This window comes from Rahnella sp. BCC 1045, assembly GCF_019049615.1.
Classification (GTDB): domain Bacteria; phylum Pseudomonadota; class Gammaproteobacteria; order Enterobacterales; family Enterobacteriaceae; genus Rahnella; species Rahnella contaminans.
Genome location: NZ_JAFMOZ010000095.1, coordinates 16,380 through 32,954, shown reverse-complemented (window position 1 = coordinate 32,954; position 16,575 = coordinate 16,380). Strand labels below are relative to the sequence as shown.

Here is a 16,575-nt window from a genome sequence, read left to right as displayed (position 1 = left end):
GATTTATAGTCTGTATATTAGTTTTATAATTTAGCTTAATTCGCAGATCGTTGATCGAATAATTTGGTTTAAGTAAGGATTTTATTGGGTTTTAAATATTAATTTGCCTTAAGAAGTGTAGCCGGTTTTTAAGTCGGCTACATTATTTTACTTAAGTAATGCTTATTGAGTTACAGCGATGCGCCGCCACAAATAATTAATTGCTGGCCGGTGATTGCCGATGCTGAAGGGGAGAGTAAATAGCAAACCAGGTCGGCGACTTCTTGCGGCTGGATAAAACGTCCAATTGGCGGCAGCTTCGGCGGTGAACTTTGGCGTTGCGGATTTTCCAGCATAGGCGTCTTCGTCGCGCCGGGCGCAACAATATTGACGGTAATCCCGCGCGGTGCCAGCTCCGCCGCCCAGCTTCTCACCATTCCGAACATGGCCGATTTAGTCGCGACATACTGACTGCGACCGGCAACGCCGGAAGAAGTGCGGCTGCCAAGCAATACGATGCGGCCACCGTCCGGCATTTTGTCCACCAGCCGGTTGGCCAGAACTTCTGCAACGCCAACATGCAGCTGCCACAGTGCTGCGCTGGCCTGCGTATCCAGTTGCCCCAGCGGCGCCGCTTTCATCATGCCCGCCGCGTGGATCAGCGCGTCAACGCCGGAAAGCGTTTCCAGCAGGGCGGTCAGTTTTGCCGTATCGGTGATATCGAGTGCAATTCCGGTGAAATTAGCGTGCGGGAAACTCACCTCGCGGCGCGCCAGCCCGGTCACCTTCCAGCCCTGTGCCAGCAGTGTCTGGCACACCGTTTCGCCAATGCCTGAACTGCAACCGGTCACCAGTGCATGTCTGACAGGAACAGAGGTCATGACTTATCTCCTGAATGCCGAAGCCGGAACTTTGAAAACGGCTTTGCGCACAACGGCCGGGCGGTCTGTACAACACAATGCGCGATGCGGTTCGCCCGGGGCGAACGTCACAAAATCCCCGCTGCGCAGTAAAATCTCTTTCGACAATTGAGGGGTTTCAAGAATAAACAGATCGGGTTTCCGTTCGGTGGCGGGCTGCCCGGTGACGTTTCGCGTATCAAAACCAATGATTTCCTCGCCTTCCAGCACGACCTGAATATCCAGCCAGTCGCGATGAAATTCCGTATGCCGTTCCGCCGCCGGTGACGTATTCGCGTTGCCAATCGTGCAAAACCACTCAGCGCCTTCCGGCTGAAAACGCCCGTCTTCCCGCGCGCGCAGTGCGTCCAGTGAACACGCCGGTAGTGTCAGGATCTGGCGAAGTGCATCGGGTAATGTGGCCAGTTCCAGCGCCTGTAAGTGACCTGTAATCATGTTTAGCTCCTGATAAAAAAAGCCCGCGACAGCGGGCCTGAGGGATCAGCCTTTTACCCAGGATTCATCGACGCAGACGTATTTGATCGCCTGACGGTAGCAGGTAAACGCGATGTGAAGTTCACCGTTCAGCCCCTGTTTGATGCTCGGATAAGAGAACTCACGGTTCAGTTTTTGCTGCGAATTGTTGGTCATGCAGTAGCCGTCGCCGGTTTCCAGATTGCGCTGGTAAGGCCATGTGCGGCCGTCGTCTTCAGAAATCGCCAGCGTCATCGGCGCACGCGGTGCGCCCCAGAACGCGCTGCGACCGCCGGTTTCCACCGGCGCTTCAGAGCGGGCATCGTCTTCTTCATCTTCAATTTCATCATACAAAGACGCGCGACGTTCACTGGCATCTGCCGCACTCATCTTGTTAAACACCAGTGCCAGATGGCCATTGGTGAGCGTGGTGACCTGAATGGACGAATTATTGTTAGGCAGCCCCGTCGGCTGCGGCGCAGTCCACGTATTGCCGCCATCGACAGACCGGCTCTGATAGATGAAGTCTGCCCAGCGGCTGCGGTACAACGCCAGCAGGCTGCCGTCGTGCAGCGGCGTAATATTCATGTGTACGCAGCCGGTGCTTTCCGGCACAGCGACATCGCGCCAGGTTTTGCCTTTATCGCTGGAAATTTTGACCGCGCTGTCATCATTGTTGCCGACCCATTTTTCACCGGGTTGCGTCCGGCAATAAAACACCGGCAGCAGCCAGTCGCCGTTCGCGAGTACCGTTACCGGCTGGCGAATAAACGTGCCGGGCTGACCGAGCAGCGTGCCAATTTCGCCCCAGCTTTTGCCCAGATCCTGCGACTGACGGAAACGCACAATGGCAGTGTCCTGATTCCCCGATTTCTGCGCGGTGTACATCAGCCAAAGCACATTATCAGGAGCGAGAAACAGCACCGGATTCTGTTCGGAACGGCTGGCATCTTCAGAGAGTTTTACTGGCTGGCTCCAGACTTGCGCACCTTTTTCCAGGCGTGAAAGATAAATCGAGATGTCCGCGATCCCTTCCTGAGTTCCGGCAAACCACGTACACAGCAGGCTGCCGTCGGGCAAAGGCAGCAGATTGGCGGCATGATTTTGCGGGCAATCAGACGGCAACATGGCGTCCCGACGTGCGGCGTCGTTTTCCGGGATGTGGACTTTTCCGCTGCGTTCGACGGTTAACGTTTCAGTGGTCATCTTTAAGCTCCAGACTTTTGAATAATTTGTGCATTTTTACTTTTAACGGCTCGCTGCGGGATCAAACGGTCAATCACCATAATGATGGCCGGCGTGATCAGCGCAATGTACATGTTGTTGATACCAAAAGGATCGCCGAGTACATACCATACGGAGGTCACGACGCAGGCACCGATCAGGCCGGCATTCGCACCGCGCGCGCTTTTGAAGAACGGCAGGTAGAAAGCCATGACCGCAACCACGGAAATCGAGAGGCGGATTGCGCGGGTGAAGAAGGAAAGTTTCAGCACTTCCGGTACCAGCAGTACGAAAATCAGTGGCAGGAAACCAATCAGCAGCGACAACCAGCGCGTCATTTTGAATTCACGCTCAGGCGTTGGATTGCGGTAAGGCACGTAGAAATCCTTCACAATCAGCGAGGCGATGGCCAGCGCAACAGTACTGACGCTGACGAATATCGAAGCCACCAGCGACGTGGTCACCAGACCTGCCAGCCACGGATTCATGTCCTGAATAAAGACCGGCAGTGCATACAGGCTGTTCATGTCGGGGTGCAGGAATTTAGCCGCCACGCCTATCATGCCAATCGCCAGCGCAATCGGTACGCAGAAGAAGAACGCGACCCAGGTAGCACGCTTGGCTGACTCCGCGCTTTTGGTGGAAGAGATGGCCTGAATGACGAACTGTGTACAGAAAATAGAACCGATGGTGCCAATCAGCCAGGCGAAGATGGTGCTGGCGCCAATGCTGCCGTCCCACGTCCAGTAGAAATCTGGCATCTCTTTGACCATCGGCATCACGCCACCGGTCATGTGCAAGGCGATGCCTAAAATCACCAGCACGCCGATGTACTTGATAGCGCTGTGCAGCATCGTCACCCACGCCATACCTTTCATGCCGCCGAACGCAAAGTAGAACGTACTGACGACGGCGGTGATAAAGGCTGCCACCGGCAGATTCACTTTCAGTACGGTAGAAATGGCCGCTGCACCGCTCACGTAGTTCCCGACGTTAACCAGCAGCAGGGCGTAAATCATGATGATTGAAATGATGTTCTTGGTCGTGTTGCCGTACTTCTCAGCAATTGCGCCCGAAATCGTGATTTTTCCGGTGTTATAAATGCGTTTGACCAGCAACAGACCAAAAATCGGGAAGCCGATGGCGGCACCCAAAATCGACCAGGACGCTGCAAAACCGCCTTCGAAAGCCGCCTGCGCCGTTCCGATGGTGGATTTGGCACCGATGTATTCCGACATCAGCAGCACGCCGACAATAAACGCAGGCATTGCGCGCGAACCTTCCATGAAATCGCCGCTGGTTTTACTGCGCAACCGGTAGGTCAGCCAGGTGGTGAACAGGATGTAGGCGAGCACAATGCCAATAATAATTAACGTATCTGATGAGCTAAATTCTTTCATTTTTTCCTCACACAGCGCGTAGGGGACCCTGCCTGCGCACTTTCATGCGCAGGAGATCGGTAGATTCGTTAGGTAAGGCGCGTTTAGCCGCGCAAATTAAATTCTTTTATGACGGTCAGGATCTTCTGTGTATCGTCCTGCGTGAATTCCACCGGATACCGGCTTTCACCCACGGTAAACCCGAGCATATTCACGGCTTTTTTAACCACGGCCGGTGAAAACGCAATGCTGTATAAATCGGTGCGGATCTTATTGATGTCTGCCTGAACCGCTTCGGCGGCGGCAGGCTGGTTTTCCTGCAGATGGTGGTAAACAGCGTTTACCTGTGCGGGGATGATATTGGCGATACCGGAAATGCAGCCGGCGCTGCCTTCGGTGAAACCGCGATAAATCAGTGAATCCGGCCCGGTCAGCACGTCAAAATCAGCAAACTGCTGGCTGACTTCGTGGAAACCGTGCAGGCTCTCGTACGAACCGGCACTGTCTTTAATCCCTTTGATATTAGGATGATCGGCTAGTACGCGGACTACGTCTGGCGTCAGCGTATTACCGGTTCTTGCCGGAATGTTGTAGAGATACACCGGCACCGTCAGCGCATCGGCGACGGCGCGGAAATGCGCAATCAACTCCTGTGGGCGTAACGCCGCAAACCACGGCGTAATCACCGACACGGCACGCACGCCGAGTTTCTCAATCTGTTGTCCCAGACGAATGGTGTCGCGGGTAGAAATCTCGCCGACATGCGACATCACGCCCGTGTCATCGCCCGCGGCTTCGAGACAAATCTCTGTGACTTGAATTTTTTCCTGCCCGCTGAGCATAAAGAATTCGCCGTTAGTGCCGTTACAGAAAATATTATTTCCTGCCTGTTTTTGGCGTTTTACCTGCTGGCGCAATGCGTCACCGTCGAGTTCTCCCCTGGCGGAGAACGGCGTCACAATGGCGGTATAGACTCCGGTAATATTATTCATTTTATTCTCTTTACGTCGTTGTAATCGGATATGAAATAAGGGGTTAACGAATGCTGCGGTAAATTTCCGCTATTTGATTTTTGCTGACCGGCATCGGTACATTTTTAATTAAACGTTGTACCTCTATTGCCCCCTGCGACAAATAAGGAATGTCGTCAGGTGTGATATTCAGCTGGCTTAATTTGACCGGCAAATCCAGGCGATGAACCAGCGCGTCAAAATATTCCACCAGCGCATGGGATTTTTCTTCTTCACGTAATGTCCGGTCGGCATCTGGAATTAAGTCATAGGCCTGCGCAAATTTATTCACGGCTGAAGGCCTGACAAAAGCCATACAAGGTGCGAGCAGAATGGCATTCGCTACCCCGTGAGGAATGTGATATTTGCCGCCGAGCGGATAGGACATAGCGTGAACCAGATGGGTGCCCGCATGGGCAATCGATGCGCCGCCGTAATATGACGCCCACAGCATATTCAGCCGCGCCTGCAGATTTTCCGGTTCGGCAACGGCCGTTTCGAGGCTGGCAAACAGCTTCTTCATGCCGACCAGCGCGAAGTTATCACTGACCGGGTTAGCAATGTCCGACGTGAAGCATTCGAACAGATGGCACAGCGCATCGATGCCGGTAGACGCCGCGATGCGCGCGGGCATGCTGGTGGCCAGTTCAGGCACCAGCGCAACATAATCGGGCAGCATGACCGGCGTGATAATGCCTATTTTGGTTTCCTTTTCGGGGATCGCCAGAATCGCGTTTGGTGTGGATTCTGAGCCGGTGCCTGCAGTGGTTGGGATCAGTAACGACGTCGTACGGTGTTGCGGTTTTTCGCCCGCCAGCAGACTGTCGAGCGTGACGGTTTCATCTCCGGCGCACAGAATCGAAAGCAGCTTTGCGACGTCCAGTACGCTTCCGCCGCCGACGCCAATCACCAGATCGACCTGCGGCTGATGCAGTGTTTTCAGGATAGCGGCGACGTCATGCTGGTTCGGTTCCGGCGGCACACTATCAATAATGCTCACCTCGCAGCCTGCGTTATCCAGCTGGCCTATCAGCGATTGCACCGGCGGCAGGCCAATAATGTTTTTGTCGCTGACCAGTAAAACCTGACGTTTTCCGGCCAGCAAGTAGCCGATGTCCTGTAATGACTGATAACCGCTGATGATCGTGCTGTCTATATTCATGCCTTTTTCCTGCCGTCTGAGTCTTTAGTAAGAGTGAGTTCAATCATCAAAGGTCGATACTCCTCACATCGTCAGGGCAATTTATAGGCGAAATTGAAGTTGAATAATTTGAACTTGCTCACATATAATCAATCATGATTGAATATAATCATAACCAGCAAGATTAACCCGACCTCATTCATCACGGAGCCACGATGGCCAAAACCGTAACTCATACAGCACTTCAGAAATCCGCCGGGCTGCTGGTGATTGCCGACGACTTTACCGGCGCGAATGATACTGGCGTGGCGCTGGTGGCGCAGGGAATGTCGGTATGTGTGCAGTTTGATGTCACTGGCAGCGTGGTAAAAGTGGGCACCGGTCATGCACTGATTTACAGCACTGACAGCCGGGCTATGAGTGCAGAGGATGCCGCGGAAAAAGTCACGCAGGCTGTGCTGGCCGGGTCACCGGTTTCCACTGAGAAAGGATGGGTCTTCAAGAAAATCGACTCTACGCTGCGCGGGAATCTGGGGGCAGAAACCGAAGCTGTGCTGATGGCACTCGATTGCCCGCTGGCGATTATCGCGCCCGCCGTACCCGAACTCGGGCGAGTGATAAAAGACGGGCTTTGCTACGTGAATGGCCGCTTACTGACGGAAACTGAATTCGCCACAGACCCGAAAACGCCGGTCAGCACGGCCAGCGTCGGCGCACGTCTGGCTGAACAAACGTCGCTGCGCCAGCATCACATCAGCCTTGAGGTGCTGCGTTCGGGGGATTTTCAGGCACAGCTTTTCGCGCTGACGGCCTCGGGTGTTCGCATTGTCGTGGCCGACAGCCAGTCCGCAGAAGATCTGAATCTGATTATTCATGCCGCAGAAAGTTTGCCATTCAGACCGCTGCTGGTCGGTGCTTCCGGCCTGAGCCATGCGCTGGCGCAACATTGCCTGACGCCGCAAACCTCGCCTGAGAATATCACTGAACGCACAGCCGCACCGCTGCTGGCGGTTGTCGGCTCAATGAGTGAAATCGCGGCGCAGCAGATTACTTTTGTACAACAACACCGCCCCGTTTCACTGATTGATCTTGATGTTCTCCGGCTCTTCTCTGCGGATTCAGACCGGCTGCTGACGACGCTTTCTGCTGAAATTCGCCACGCCATCGCAGAGGGCAAACATTGTTTTATCCGTACCCGCCAGAGTGAAGAGCAGCGGCATTCCGTTGCCAAGTTTTGCCAGCAAAATCACATCAGCCGCCCGCAAATGGGCGGGCGCATTGCCGCCTTTCTCGGGCAACTGATTCAGAACGTTTTACAGCAACCGGAGACGAAACCGGGCGGACTATATCTGTCCGGCGGAGATATTGCGCTGGCCGTTGCCCGGGCGCTGGGTGCGAAAGGATTTGAAATCAAAGGACAGATTGCAGGCTGTGTTCCCTGGGGATTTTTACTCGACAGCCCGCTTAACCGTTTGCCAGTTATGACCAAAGCGGGTGGGTTCGGCACTGAAAATACGCTATTTGAAGTTTTACGCTTTATTGAGGAGAAATTGAGTGACTAAAATTATTGCAGTAACCATGGGTGATCCTGCCGGTATTGGCCCTGAAATTATCATTAAAGCGTTAGCTGAAGGTGAGTTGTCCGGTACGCCTGCGGTAGTTGTCGGATGCGCGGCGACTTTCCGCCGGATCCTCGCTCTCGGGATCACGCCAGCCGCTGAATTACGCATTATCGATGACGTTTCGCAGGCACATTTCGCGCCGGGCGTCATCAACGTGATTGACGAACCACTGGCGGATCCGCAGACGCTGGTACCGGGAAAAGTGCAGAAAGAAGCGGGTGATCTGGCCTATCGCTGTGTGAAACGCGCCACCGAACTGGCGATGGCCGGACACGTTCAGGCCATCGCTACCGCTCCTCTTAATAAAGAAGCGATGCATTCTGCCGGGCATATTTATCCGGGTCATACGGAATTGCTGGCGAAACTAACGGGCAGCCGCGATTACGCGATGGTGCTTTACACCGACAAGCTGAAAGTCATTCATGTCACCACGCACATTGCCCTGCGCAAGTTCCTCGATACGCTTAACGCCGGGCGCGTGGAAACTGTTATTCAGATGGCAGATACCTTCCTGCGTCGCGTCGGTTACGAAAACCCGCGTATCGCGGTGGCGGGTGTGAATCCGCATGCCGGTGAGAACGGATTGTTCGGCGATGAAGAAATCAGGATTGTCGGGCCGTCTGTGGAAAAAATGAAAGCTAAAGGCATTAATGTTGCCGGGCCTTGTCCGCCGGATACCGTGTTCCTGCAAACCTACGAAGGGATGTATGACATGGTGGTGGCGATGTATCACGATCAGGGACATATTCCGCTGAAACTGATGGGATTCTATGACGGCGTGAACATTACGGCGGGCCTGCCTTTCATTCGTACGTCGGCAGACCACGGCACCGCATTTGATATTGCGTGGACAGGAAAAGCCAAGTCTGAGAGCATGGCGATCTCCATTCAGTTAGCCGTACAACTGGCGTAATTCTGCGCCAGCGGCGCAGGGAAAAAAGGAATCACGTTGACCGGACAAAGCCGCCTCGATCAGATTATGGATTATCTGAAAAGCCATAATCTGGTCACCGTTGAACAACTGGTTGCCGCTATTGCGGCCTCCCCGGCGACCATTCGCCGGGATCTGATCAAACTGGACGAGCAGGGTGTCATCAGCCGCAGCCACGGCGGTGTGACGCTCAACCGCTTTATTCCCAGCCAGCCGACGACCAATGAAAAACTTCAACGCAGCCTGCAGGAAAAACAGGCCATCGCCGAAGTCGCTGCTGCTATGGTAAAACCGGGCGATGCCGTCGTTCTCGATGCAGGCACCACGATGCTTGAACTGGCGCGCAATCTGACCCATTTGCCTCTGCGGGTCATTACAGCCGATTTGCGTATCGCGCTGTTTTTATCGGAATTTAAACAAATCGAAGTGACCATTATTGGCGGACGTATCGACGACAGCAGTCAGTCATGCGTCGGCGAGCATGGCCGCCGGTTGCTGCGCAGCGTCTATCCGGATATCGCGTTTATCAGTTGTAACTCGTGGAGTTTGGATAAAGGCATCACCACGCCGACAGAAGAAAAAGCCGGGCTCAAGCAGGATCTTGCCATTAATGCGCGCCGCAGGGTGTTGCTGGCTGACAGCAGTAAATATGGTGCGTACTCGCTTTTTTGTGTCACGCCGCTGGCCGGGATGACTGACATTATCACCGATAAAGGTCTGAACTCAGAAATCACACAATTGCTGGTAGAACAGCCATTTACGCTGACTCTGGCCTGAAACCAGCTGAGAATTCACGATAAAAAAAGGCCGGACATCCCGCGATGCCCGGCCTTTTCTTTTATGTGCCGATCAGACGGCAGGGAGATTCCGGCCGTAGTAGATTTCCTGCATTTCTTTGTACAGCAAATCGGTGATTTCCTTGCGTTCCTGCCCAGTCAGTTCTTCCGGATTTGCATTAAACAGATAATGCTTGAGATCGAATTCTTTCAGTAACATCTTGGTATGGAAGATATTTTCCTGATACACGTTGACGTCCATCATCTTGTACAACCCTTTCATGTCCTGCGACATAAAGTTCTGAATCGAATTGATGGAATGGTCGATGTAGTGTTTCACGCCGTTCACGTCACGGGTAAAACCGCGGACGCGGTAATCGATGGTGACGATGTCAGATTCCAGCTGGTGGATTAAATAGTTCAGCGCTTTCAGCGGTGAAATCACGCCACAGGTGGACACTTCTATGTCGGCGCGGAACGTACACAGTCCGCCTTCAGGATGGCTTTCCGGATAGGTATGCACGCAGATGTGGCTTTTATCGAGATGCGCAACCACGGAATTCGGCAGCGGGCCAGGATGTTCGGTGGTATCGACATCACTGGGGTCAATCGGCTCTTCGCTCACCAGAATCGTGACGCTGGCGCCCTGTGGTTCGTAATCCTGCCGCGCAACATTAAGAATGTTAGCACCGATAATCGAACAGGTTTCGGTGAGGATCTCGGTTAAGCGGTTGGCGTTATATTCTTTGTCAATGTAGGCAATATAGCCGTCACGATCGGCTGCGCTTTTGGCGTAGCAGATATCGTAGATACAAAAACTCAGGCTTTTGGTCAGGTTATTGAAGCCATGCAGTTTTAGTTTTTGCAATTTAGTTCACCCCCTTACGGATGCGGTATCAGCGCGCAGCTGACAGGGCATTCAGTAAATACTGCGGCAACGCAAAGCTGCCGTGATGAATCGCCGGATTGTAATAGCGACAGGTAATGCCTGCGGCGTCGAAGCGCGCCTGCAATGTCTGGCTGTCGATCTGGCGGTAAGCCGGGTTATTGGTCGCCCAGGCGAAGGTCATGATGCCGCCGTAATAGGTCGGGATCGCGGCCTGATAGAAACTGACATCACTGAAATAGTGGCTCAGTTTGGTGTGGCTGTTGACCGCTTCATCCTGCTGAAGGAAGCAGACACCGTTTTGCGCCACGAAAATGCCGCCCGGTTTCAGGCAACGCGCGCAACCTTCGTAGAAGGCCGAGGTGAACAGGCTTTCTCCCGGACCGATCGGATCGGTGCAGTCGGAGATAATCACATCAAACGTTTCAGCGGTCTGATTCACGAAATTCACGCCATCTTCAATCACCAGATTGAAACGGGCATCATCGTAAGCACCGGCATTATGATTGGGCAGATACTGGCGGCAAAACTCCACCACGCCGGCATCAATTTCCACCATCGTGACCGATTCCACGCCTTTATGACGGCAGACTTCACGCAGCATTCCGCCGTCGCCACCGCCGATGATCAGTACTTTTTTGGCATCGCCGTGCGCCAGTAACGGAACGTGTGTCAGCATCTCGTGATAGATAAATTCATCACGTTCGGTGGTTTGCACCACGCCGTCGAGCGCCATCACGCGGCCCAGCGCCGCATTCTCAAAAATCACCAGATCCTGGTGTTCAGTTTTCTCACGGTACAACTCTTTTTCGACGCTGAAGTACTGGCCAAAATGGGCGTGCAGCGTCTCATACCATATTTCTTTGGGTGACGAGTTCCGGGACATGTCTTTGTTTCTCCTGAGCATTCGCAGCCATAAAAATGGGCGCACATGATAGCTAACTCTGCCTGCGCATGCACGGTTGAATTTCAAACAGATAAATTTAGCTTAATTGTAGCTGAGTGAGGTGTGACGCGGATCCGGAGAGGGGAAATGAAACGCTCCGGCATCAGACTGACGGAGCACTGCGGGGGAAATTTAGTTGGTATAAGCCAGCAGACTCAGTGAATCGCGCGCCAGAGATTTGCATTTGGCCGGTTTCGGAACTGCGATGCCGCTCAGGTCGCGATAGCTGTCTTCGCCCATTGCCTGCATATTGAAGCTGTTGTAGTTGCTCAGATCCCAGCGATTCTGCTGTGCGAAAAAGACGATCGCCCGTTTGATTTGGGTATTAGGCAACTGTTCGTAGCCGCAGTTATTTTTCAAATAAACGAAGACTGCGGTCAGATCCGCCAGATCTTCTGCTTCTGACTCACTCAACGCCTGACTGGCGGAGGAGAAGCCGAGCAGCGACAGTAACAGCAAACACAATGTTGTTCTTTTCATGGAAGTGTTCTTGTTCTTTTAGATTGAAAGATTAGAAAAACCTGGCTCAAAGCGAATCGAAATGACGTTACCATATTTGCGATGAGTGGCACCAAATTTCTTTTCTGCGTGCCCGCCACTTGACCTTCCCCTTAGTGGAGGGTTTAGGCTGTCGTACTATTATGGCAGTTTTATGCCGTTCGTCTGGCAATTTTCCATCATAAGGACTGAACATGAACCGTCGCGATTTCGTGAAGTGGACAACGCTCCTGGGCGCCGCCAGTACGTTACCCGGCTGGAGCCGGTTTGCGCTGGCCGCTGACCGCCCGGCGTTGCCCATTCCCACACTGCTTGAACCGGATGCCCGCAGCGCGATTTCGCTTTCCCTGCAACGTGGTCAGAGCCAGTTTCTGCCCGGGGTGAATACACAAACCTGGGGCGTGAACGGCAATCTGCTGGGGCCTGCGCTGCGCGTGCGGCGGGGCAAACCGCTCAATGTCACGGTCAAAAACAATCTGGACGTCGCGAGCACCGTTCACTGGCACGGGCTGGAAATTCCTGGTGACATTGACGGCGGTCCTCAGGGGCTGATCGCGCCGGGCCAGAGCCGCAGCGTGAGTTTGCAGCTCGAACAACCCGCCGCGACCTGCTGGTTTCACCCGCATCCGCATCAGACCAGCGGCTATCAGGTGGCAATGGGGCTGGCCGGATTAGTCCTGATTGAAGATGAAGGCAGCGACGCATTACAGATCCCGAAACGCTGGGGCGTGGATGATATTCCGGTCATTTTGCAGGACAAACGCCTCAGCGACGCCGGACAGATTGATTACCAGATGGACGTGATGACTGCCGCCATCGGCTGGTTCGGCGAGCACATGCTGACTAACGGCGCGATTTATCCGCAGCACGGCATTTCGCGCGGCTGGGTGCGCTTTCGTCTGCTTAACGGCTGCAATGCGCGCTCGCTGCTCATCGCCACCAGCGACCAGCGGCCGATGTACGTGATCGCCAGCGACGGCGGTTTTCTTTCCGAGCCGGTAAAAGTCAGTGATTTGCCGTTGCTGATGGGGGAACGTTTTGAAGTGCTGATTGATTGCAGCGACGGTAAAGCGTTTGATCTAGTCACATTGCCGGTGAAACAAATGGGTATGACGCTGGCACCGTTCGACAAGCCGTTGCCGGTACTTCGCATTCAGCCGACATTGACCCAAAGCGGCGGTTCACTGCCGGACACGCTGGTGCCGCTTCCGGCGCTGGTTTCTACTGATAATCTGCCGACCCGCTGGTTGCAACTGATGATGGATCCGCAACTGGATCAGCAGGGCATGGCGGCGCTGATGAAACGTTACGGTCACAGCGCGATGGCCGGAATGAGCATGGATCACGGCGGCGGTGATATGGATATGGCGGCGATGCCGGGGATGTCCGGTTCAGGCCATGACAGCCACGGCAGTATGGCCGGAATGGACATGGGCAAAGTGGCCGGAAGTTACGATTTCATGCATGGCAATAAAATCAACGGCAAAGCCTACGACCTGAACGTGCCTGCGTTCGATGTGAAACAAGGGCAATACGAGAAATGGACGATTTCCGGCGAAGGCGACATGATGCTGCATCCGTTCCATATCCACGGCACACAGTTCCGTATTCTTTCTGAAAACGGCCAGCCGGTCGCGCCGCAGCGTCAGGGCTGGAAAGATATCGTCCGCGTCGAAGGCGCCCGCAGCGAAGTGCTGGTGCGCTTCAGTCACCTGGCGGATAAACAGCATGCCTATATGGCGCATTGCCATCTGCTGGAACACGAAGATACCGGCATGATGCTCGGGTTTACGGTGTCGGCATAAGCTTCTTTCTAATTTCCTTTCTGTAATTCCCTGAAAAAATGGCCCGAGACTATTCTCCGGGCCATTTTTTTTACCTGCCATTCCCGCCCGTTTTAATTCTCTGCCAGTACTTGATTATAAAAATTTCATTTCGAAAGATAAATCTTTCGAAATGTGATCAATATGGAATTATTATAAGTTCAATATGATTATATTTTCAGCGTGGAGTGACAAAACATGAAAGCTTAAAGCTCACGTATCCCTACAGGAGAACAAGATGATTGAAGTGATTACACACGGTGCCGAATGGTTTATCGGCCTGTTTCAAAAAGGGGGAGAGGTTTTTGTCGGTATGGTAACCGGCATTTTACCGCTCTTAATCAGTTTGCTGGTGGTCATGAATGCGCTGATCGTTTTTGTGGGTCAGCGCAGGATCGAACGTCTGGCGCAGCGCTGTGCCGGAAATCCGGTTTCACGTTATCTGTTGTTGCCGGTCATCGGCACATTTGTTTTTTGTAACCCGATGACGCTGAGTCTCGGGCGCTTCATGCCTGAGATTTACAAGCCGAGTTACTATGCGGCGGGTTCCTACAGCTGCCATTCCATGAACGGATTATTCCCGCACATTAATCCTGGCGAACTGTTCGTTTATCTCGGTGTGGCCAGCGGGCTGACCACGTTGGGATTACCGCTCGGGCCACTGGCGGTCAGCTATTTCCTCGTCGGCATGGTGACCAACTTCTTCCGGGGTTGGGTGACCGATCTCACTACGCGCATCTTCGAAAGGAAGATGGGCATTCAGCTTGATCGTCAGGTTCAACTTTAAACGCGGAGCAGAAAATGAGCGTTACCATTCGAATTAACCGGGGTGAAGGTGGCTGGGGCGGTCCGTTACTGATTGAGGCCGTACCAGGCAAGAAAATTGTGTATATCACGGCGGGCACGCGTCCGGCGATCGTCGACAAACTGGCGGAACTGACGGGTTGGGAAACCGTTGATGGTTTTAAAGAAGGTGAGCCCCCGGCAGAAGAAATCGGTGTGGCGGTGATCGACTGCGGCGGAACGCTGCGCTGCGGTATTTATCCAAAACGTCGGATCCCGACCGTGAACATCCATTCGACCGGCAAATCCGGCCCGCTGGCACAGTTTATTACAGAAGACATTTATGTCTCCGGTGTGCGTGAACACGACATCGTTTTCGATACCAGTGAACGCGAAAAACCGGCACCTGTGGACAGTAAACCCGCACCTACAGCGGCTGTGAGAGACTACGACACCACCAAAAAAATCACCGAGCAAAGTGACGGACTGCTGGCAAAAGTCGGAATGGGCATGGGAGCGGGCGTCGCGGTGCTGTTCCAGGCGGGGCGCGATACCATTGATACGGTGCTCAAAACTATCCTGCCGTTTATGGCGTTTGTGGCGGCACTGATTGGCATCATTATGGCGTCTGGTCTTGGCGACCTGGTGGCGCACGGCCTGACGCCTCTGGCCAAAAGTCCTGTCGGACTGGTGTTGCTGGCGCTGATTTGCTCCTTCCCGCTGCTGTCTCCTTTCCTCGGCCCCGGTGCGGTGATCGCGCAGGTCATCGGCGTGCTGGTCGGCGTTCAGATCGGGCTGGGCAATATTCCGCCGTATCTGGCTTTACCGGCTCTCTTTGCGATTAACGCGCAGGCGGCTTGCGACTTCATTCCGGTCGGGCTTTCACTGGCAGAAGCCAAGCAGGACACCGTTCGCGTCGGTGTGCCGTCCGTGCTGGTCAGCCGTTTCCTCACCGGTGCCCCGACGGTGCTTATCGCCTGGGCCGCGTCCGCCTTCATCTATCAGTAAGGAGTCACCATGCAAACTATTTATCAAACCAGGATTACGCATATCGGAGACTTTGCCCGCGAGGCGTTATCCGATCAGATGCTGATTACATTCCGCGAAGGCGCACCGGCTGATATTCAGGATTATTGCTTTATTCATCAGCACGGCCAGACCGAAGGCGAACTGCATCGCGGAGCCTGCATGGAACTGGCTGATGTGCTTTATCCGGTGACCGCCGTGGGCGAGGTGGCGATGCAAAACCTGCGCGAACTCGGACATATCACGCTGCGTTTTGACGGCAGCGCGGAGGCGGAATATCCCGGCTGCGTACATGTAAAAGGCGTAACGCCCGAAGACATTCCGCTGGGCAGCATATTGAAATTTATCGATTAACACTAAAGTCAGGAGTCAGTTATGGAACAGGTTGCAGTCGTGATCGGCGGTGGGCAGACGCTGGGCGCATTTCTCTGTCAGGGGCTGGCTGAATCCGGATATCGGGTGGCGGTGGCAGATCTGAATGAAAAGAATGCCGCAGAAGTTGCGGCACAGATTAATCAGCAGTTTGGAGACGAAAGGGCATTTGGATTTGTGGTCGATGCCACGAATGAAAGTAGCGTTGAAAAGCTGGCGAAGGCGGTGGATCAGACCTTTGGCGGCGTCAGTTTGCTGGTCTACAGCGCGGGAATGGCGAAGGCCTCGCCGATTACCGACTTTGCTCTCAATGATTTTGATCTCTCACTTCAGGTGAACCTGGTCGGGTATTTCCTTTGCGCCCGGGAGTTTTCCCGTCTGATGATCCGCGACCGAATTCCGGGTCGCATCATCCAGATCAACTCCAAATCCGGCAAAGTGGGCAGCAAACACAACGCGGGTTACAGTGCGGCGAAATTCGGCGGCGTGGGGCTGACGCAATCTCTGGCGCTGGATCTGGCGGAATACGGTATTACTGTCCATTCGCTGATGTTAGGGAACCTGCTGAAATCGCCGATGTTCCAGTCATTATTACCGCAATACGCTAAGAAACTCGGCATTCAGGCCGACGAAGTAGAACAGTATTACATTGATAAAGTGCCGCTCAAACGCGGTTGTGACTATCAGGATGTGCTGGATATGTTGTTGTTTTACGCCAGTGATAAAGCGTCTTACTGTACCGGCCAGTCAATCAATATTACCGGCGGCCAGGTCATGTTCTGATGCCATCCGCCCTTGTCTGAGAC

The 16,575-nt window shown here is 53.8% G+C and carries 17 protein-coding genes; 8 read left to right on the top strand and 9 right to left on the bottom strand.

The window, feature by feature from the left end; all coding sequences use genetic code 11:
* Window positions 1-170: 170 nt before the first annotated feature.
* From J1782_RS03680 to J1782_RS03655, 6 genes are all read right to left on the bottom strand, one after another.
* Complete coding sequence (locus J1782_RS03680; RefSeq protein ID WP_217152452.1) at window positions 171-860, bottom strand: SDR family NAD(P)-dependent oxidoreductase; 690 nt, start codon at window positions 858-860, stop codon at window positions 171-173.
* A 3-nt stretch (window positions 861-863) separates the two neighbouring features.
* Window positions 864-1,334 carry a YhcH/YjgK/YiaL family protein gene (locus J1782_RS03675; RefSeq protein WP_152325099.1) on the bottom strand — a complete coding sequence of 157 codons (471 nt, stop codon included), beginning with the start codon at window positions 1,332-1,334 and terminating at the stop codon, window positions 864-866.
* Window positions 1,335-1,379: 45 nt separating this feature from the next.
* On the bottom strand, window positions 1,380-2,558 hold the full coding sequence (locus tag J1782_RS03670) for an exo-alpha-sialidase (RefSeq protein WP_152325098.1): 1,179 nt from the start codon (window positions 2,556-2,558) through the stop codon (window positions 1,380-1,382).
* A 2-nt stretch (window positions 2,559-2,560) separates the two neighbouring features.
* Entirely contained in the window at window positions 2,561-3,976 is a 1,416-nt protein-coding gene (locus tag J1782_RS03665) for a sodium:solute symporter family protein (protein ID WP_208949993.1), read from the bottom strand.
* 83 nt (window positions 3,977-4,059) lie between these two features.
* A complete protein-coding gene (locus J1782_RS03660) occupies window positions 4,060-4,947 on the bottom strand; it encodes a dihydrodipicolinate synthase family protein (RefSeq protein ID WP_217152451.1) in 888 nt (295 codons plus the stop codon).
* Window positions 4,948-4,990: 43 nt separating this feature from the next.
* On the bottom strand, window positions 4,991-6,127 hold the full coding sequence (locus J1782_RS03655; RefSeq protein ID WP_217152450.1) for an iron-containing alcohol dehydrogenase: 1,137 nt from the start codon (window positions 6,125-6,127) through the stop codon (window positions 4,991-4,993).
* A 194-nt stretch (window positions 6,128-6,321) separates the two neighbouring features.
* On the opposite strand from J1782_RS03655, the gene J1782_RS03650 reads away from it, so the two are divergent.
* From J1782_RS03650 to J1782_RS03640, 3 genes are read left to right on the top strand one after another with little or no spacing between them, the layout of a single operon-like run.
* Complete coding sequence (locus tag J1782_RS03650; protein ID WP_217152449.1) at window positions 6,322-7,668, top strand: four-carbon acid sugar kinase family protein; 1,347 nt, start codon at window positions 6,322-6,324, stop codon at window positions 7,666-7,668.
* Complete coding sequence (locus J1782_RS03645; protein WP_152325093.1) at window positions 7,661-8,641, top strand: D-threonate 4-phosphate dehydrogenase; 981 nt, start codon at window positions 7,661-7,663, stop codon at window positions 8,639-8,641. The genes J1782_RS03650 and J1782_RS03645 overlap by 8 nt, the downstream gene beginning before the upstream one ends.
* A 36-nt stretch (window positions 8,642-8,677) precedes the next feature.
* Window positions 8,678-9,436: a DeoR/GlpR family DNA-binding transcription regulator gene (locus J1782_RS03640; RefSeq protein WP_217152448.1), complete on the top strand. Its 759-nt coding sequence runs from the start codon at window positions 8,678-8,680 to the stop codon at window positions 9,434-9,436.
* Between the two features lie 72 nt (window positions 9,437-9,508).
* Here J1782_RS03640 and speD read toward each other — a convergent pair whose 3' ends face one another.
* From speD to J1782_RS03625, 3 genes are all read right to left on the bottom strand, one after another.
* The gene (gene speD / locus J1782_RS03635) at window positions 9,509-10,303 is read right to left on the bottom strand and encodes an adenosylmethionine decarboxylase (RefSeq protein ID WP_152325091.1); all 795 of its coding nucleotides are present in this window, start codon (window positions 10,301-10,303) and stop codon (window positions 9,509-9,511) included.
* 28 nt (window positions 10,304-10,331) lie between these two features.
* Entirely contained in the window at window positions 10,332-11,207 is an 876-nt protein-coding gene (gene speE, locus J1782_RS03630; protein ID WP_152325090.1) for a polyamine aminopropyltransferase, read from the bottom strand.
* A 192-nt stretch (window positions 11,208-11,399) separates the two neighbouring features.
* Window positions 11,400-11,747 (bottom strand): YacC family pilotin-like protein, encoded by a 348-nt coding sequence (locus tag J1782_RS03625; RefSeq protein ID WP_152325089.1) that lies wholly within the window; start codon window positions 11,745-11,747, stop codon window positions 11,400-11,402.
* A gap of 212 nt (window positions 11,748-11,959) precedes the next feature.
* Here J1782_RS03625 and cueO point away from each other — a divergent pair, with 212 nt between their 5' ends.
* From cueO to srlD, 5 genes are all read left to right on the top strand, one after another.
* On the top strand, window positions 11,960-13,570 hold the full coding sequence (gene cueO / locus J1782_RS03620; RefSeq protein ID WP_217152447.1) for a multicopper oxidase CueO: 1,611 nt from the start codon (window positions 11,960-11,962) through the stop codon (window positions 13,568-13,570).
* A 256-nt stretch (window positions 13,571-13,826) separates the two neighbouring features.
* Entirely contained in the window at window positions 13,827-14,375 is a 549-nt protein-coding gene (locus J1782_RS03615) for a PTS glucitol/sorbitol transporter subunit IIC (protein WP_104923303.1), read from the top strand.
* 14 nt (window positions 14,376-14,389) lie between these two features.
* Window positions 14,390-15,379: a PTS glucitol/sorbitol transporter subunit IIB gene (locus tag J1782_RS03610; RefSeq protein ID WP_217152446.1), complete on the top strand. Its 990-nt coding sequence runs from the start codon at window positions 14,390-14,392 to the stop codon at window positions 15,377-15,379.
* Window positions 15,380-15,388: 9 nt separating this feature from the next.
* Window positions 15,389-15,751, top strand: coding sequence for a PTS glucitol/sorbitol transporter subunit IIA (srlB, locus tag J1782_RS03605; RefSeq protein WP_152325085.1), 363 nt, complete (start codon window positions 15,389-15,391; stop codon window positions 15,749-15,751).
* A gap of 21 nt (window positions 15,752-15,772) precedes the next feature.
* A complete protein-coding gene (gene srlD, locus J1782_RS03600) occupies window positions 15,773-16,552 on the top strand; it encodes a sorbitol-6-phosphate dehydrogenase (RefSeq protein WP_152325084.1) in 780 nt (259 codons plus the stop codon).
* The last annotated feature ends 23 nt before the right edge of the window (window positions 16,553-16,575 follow it).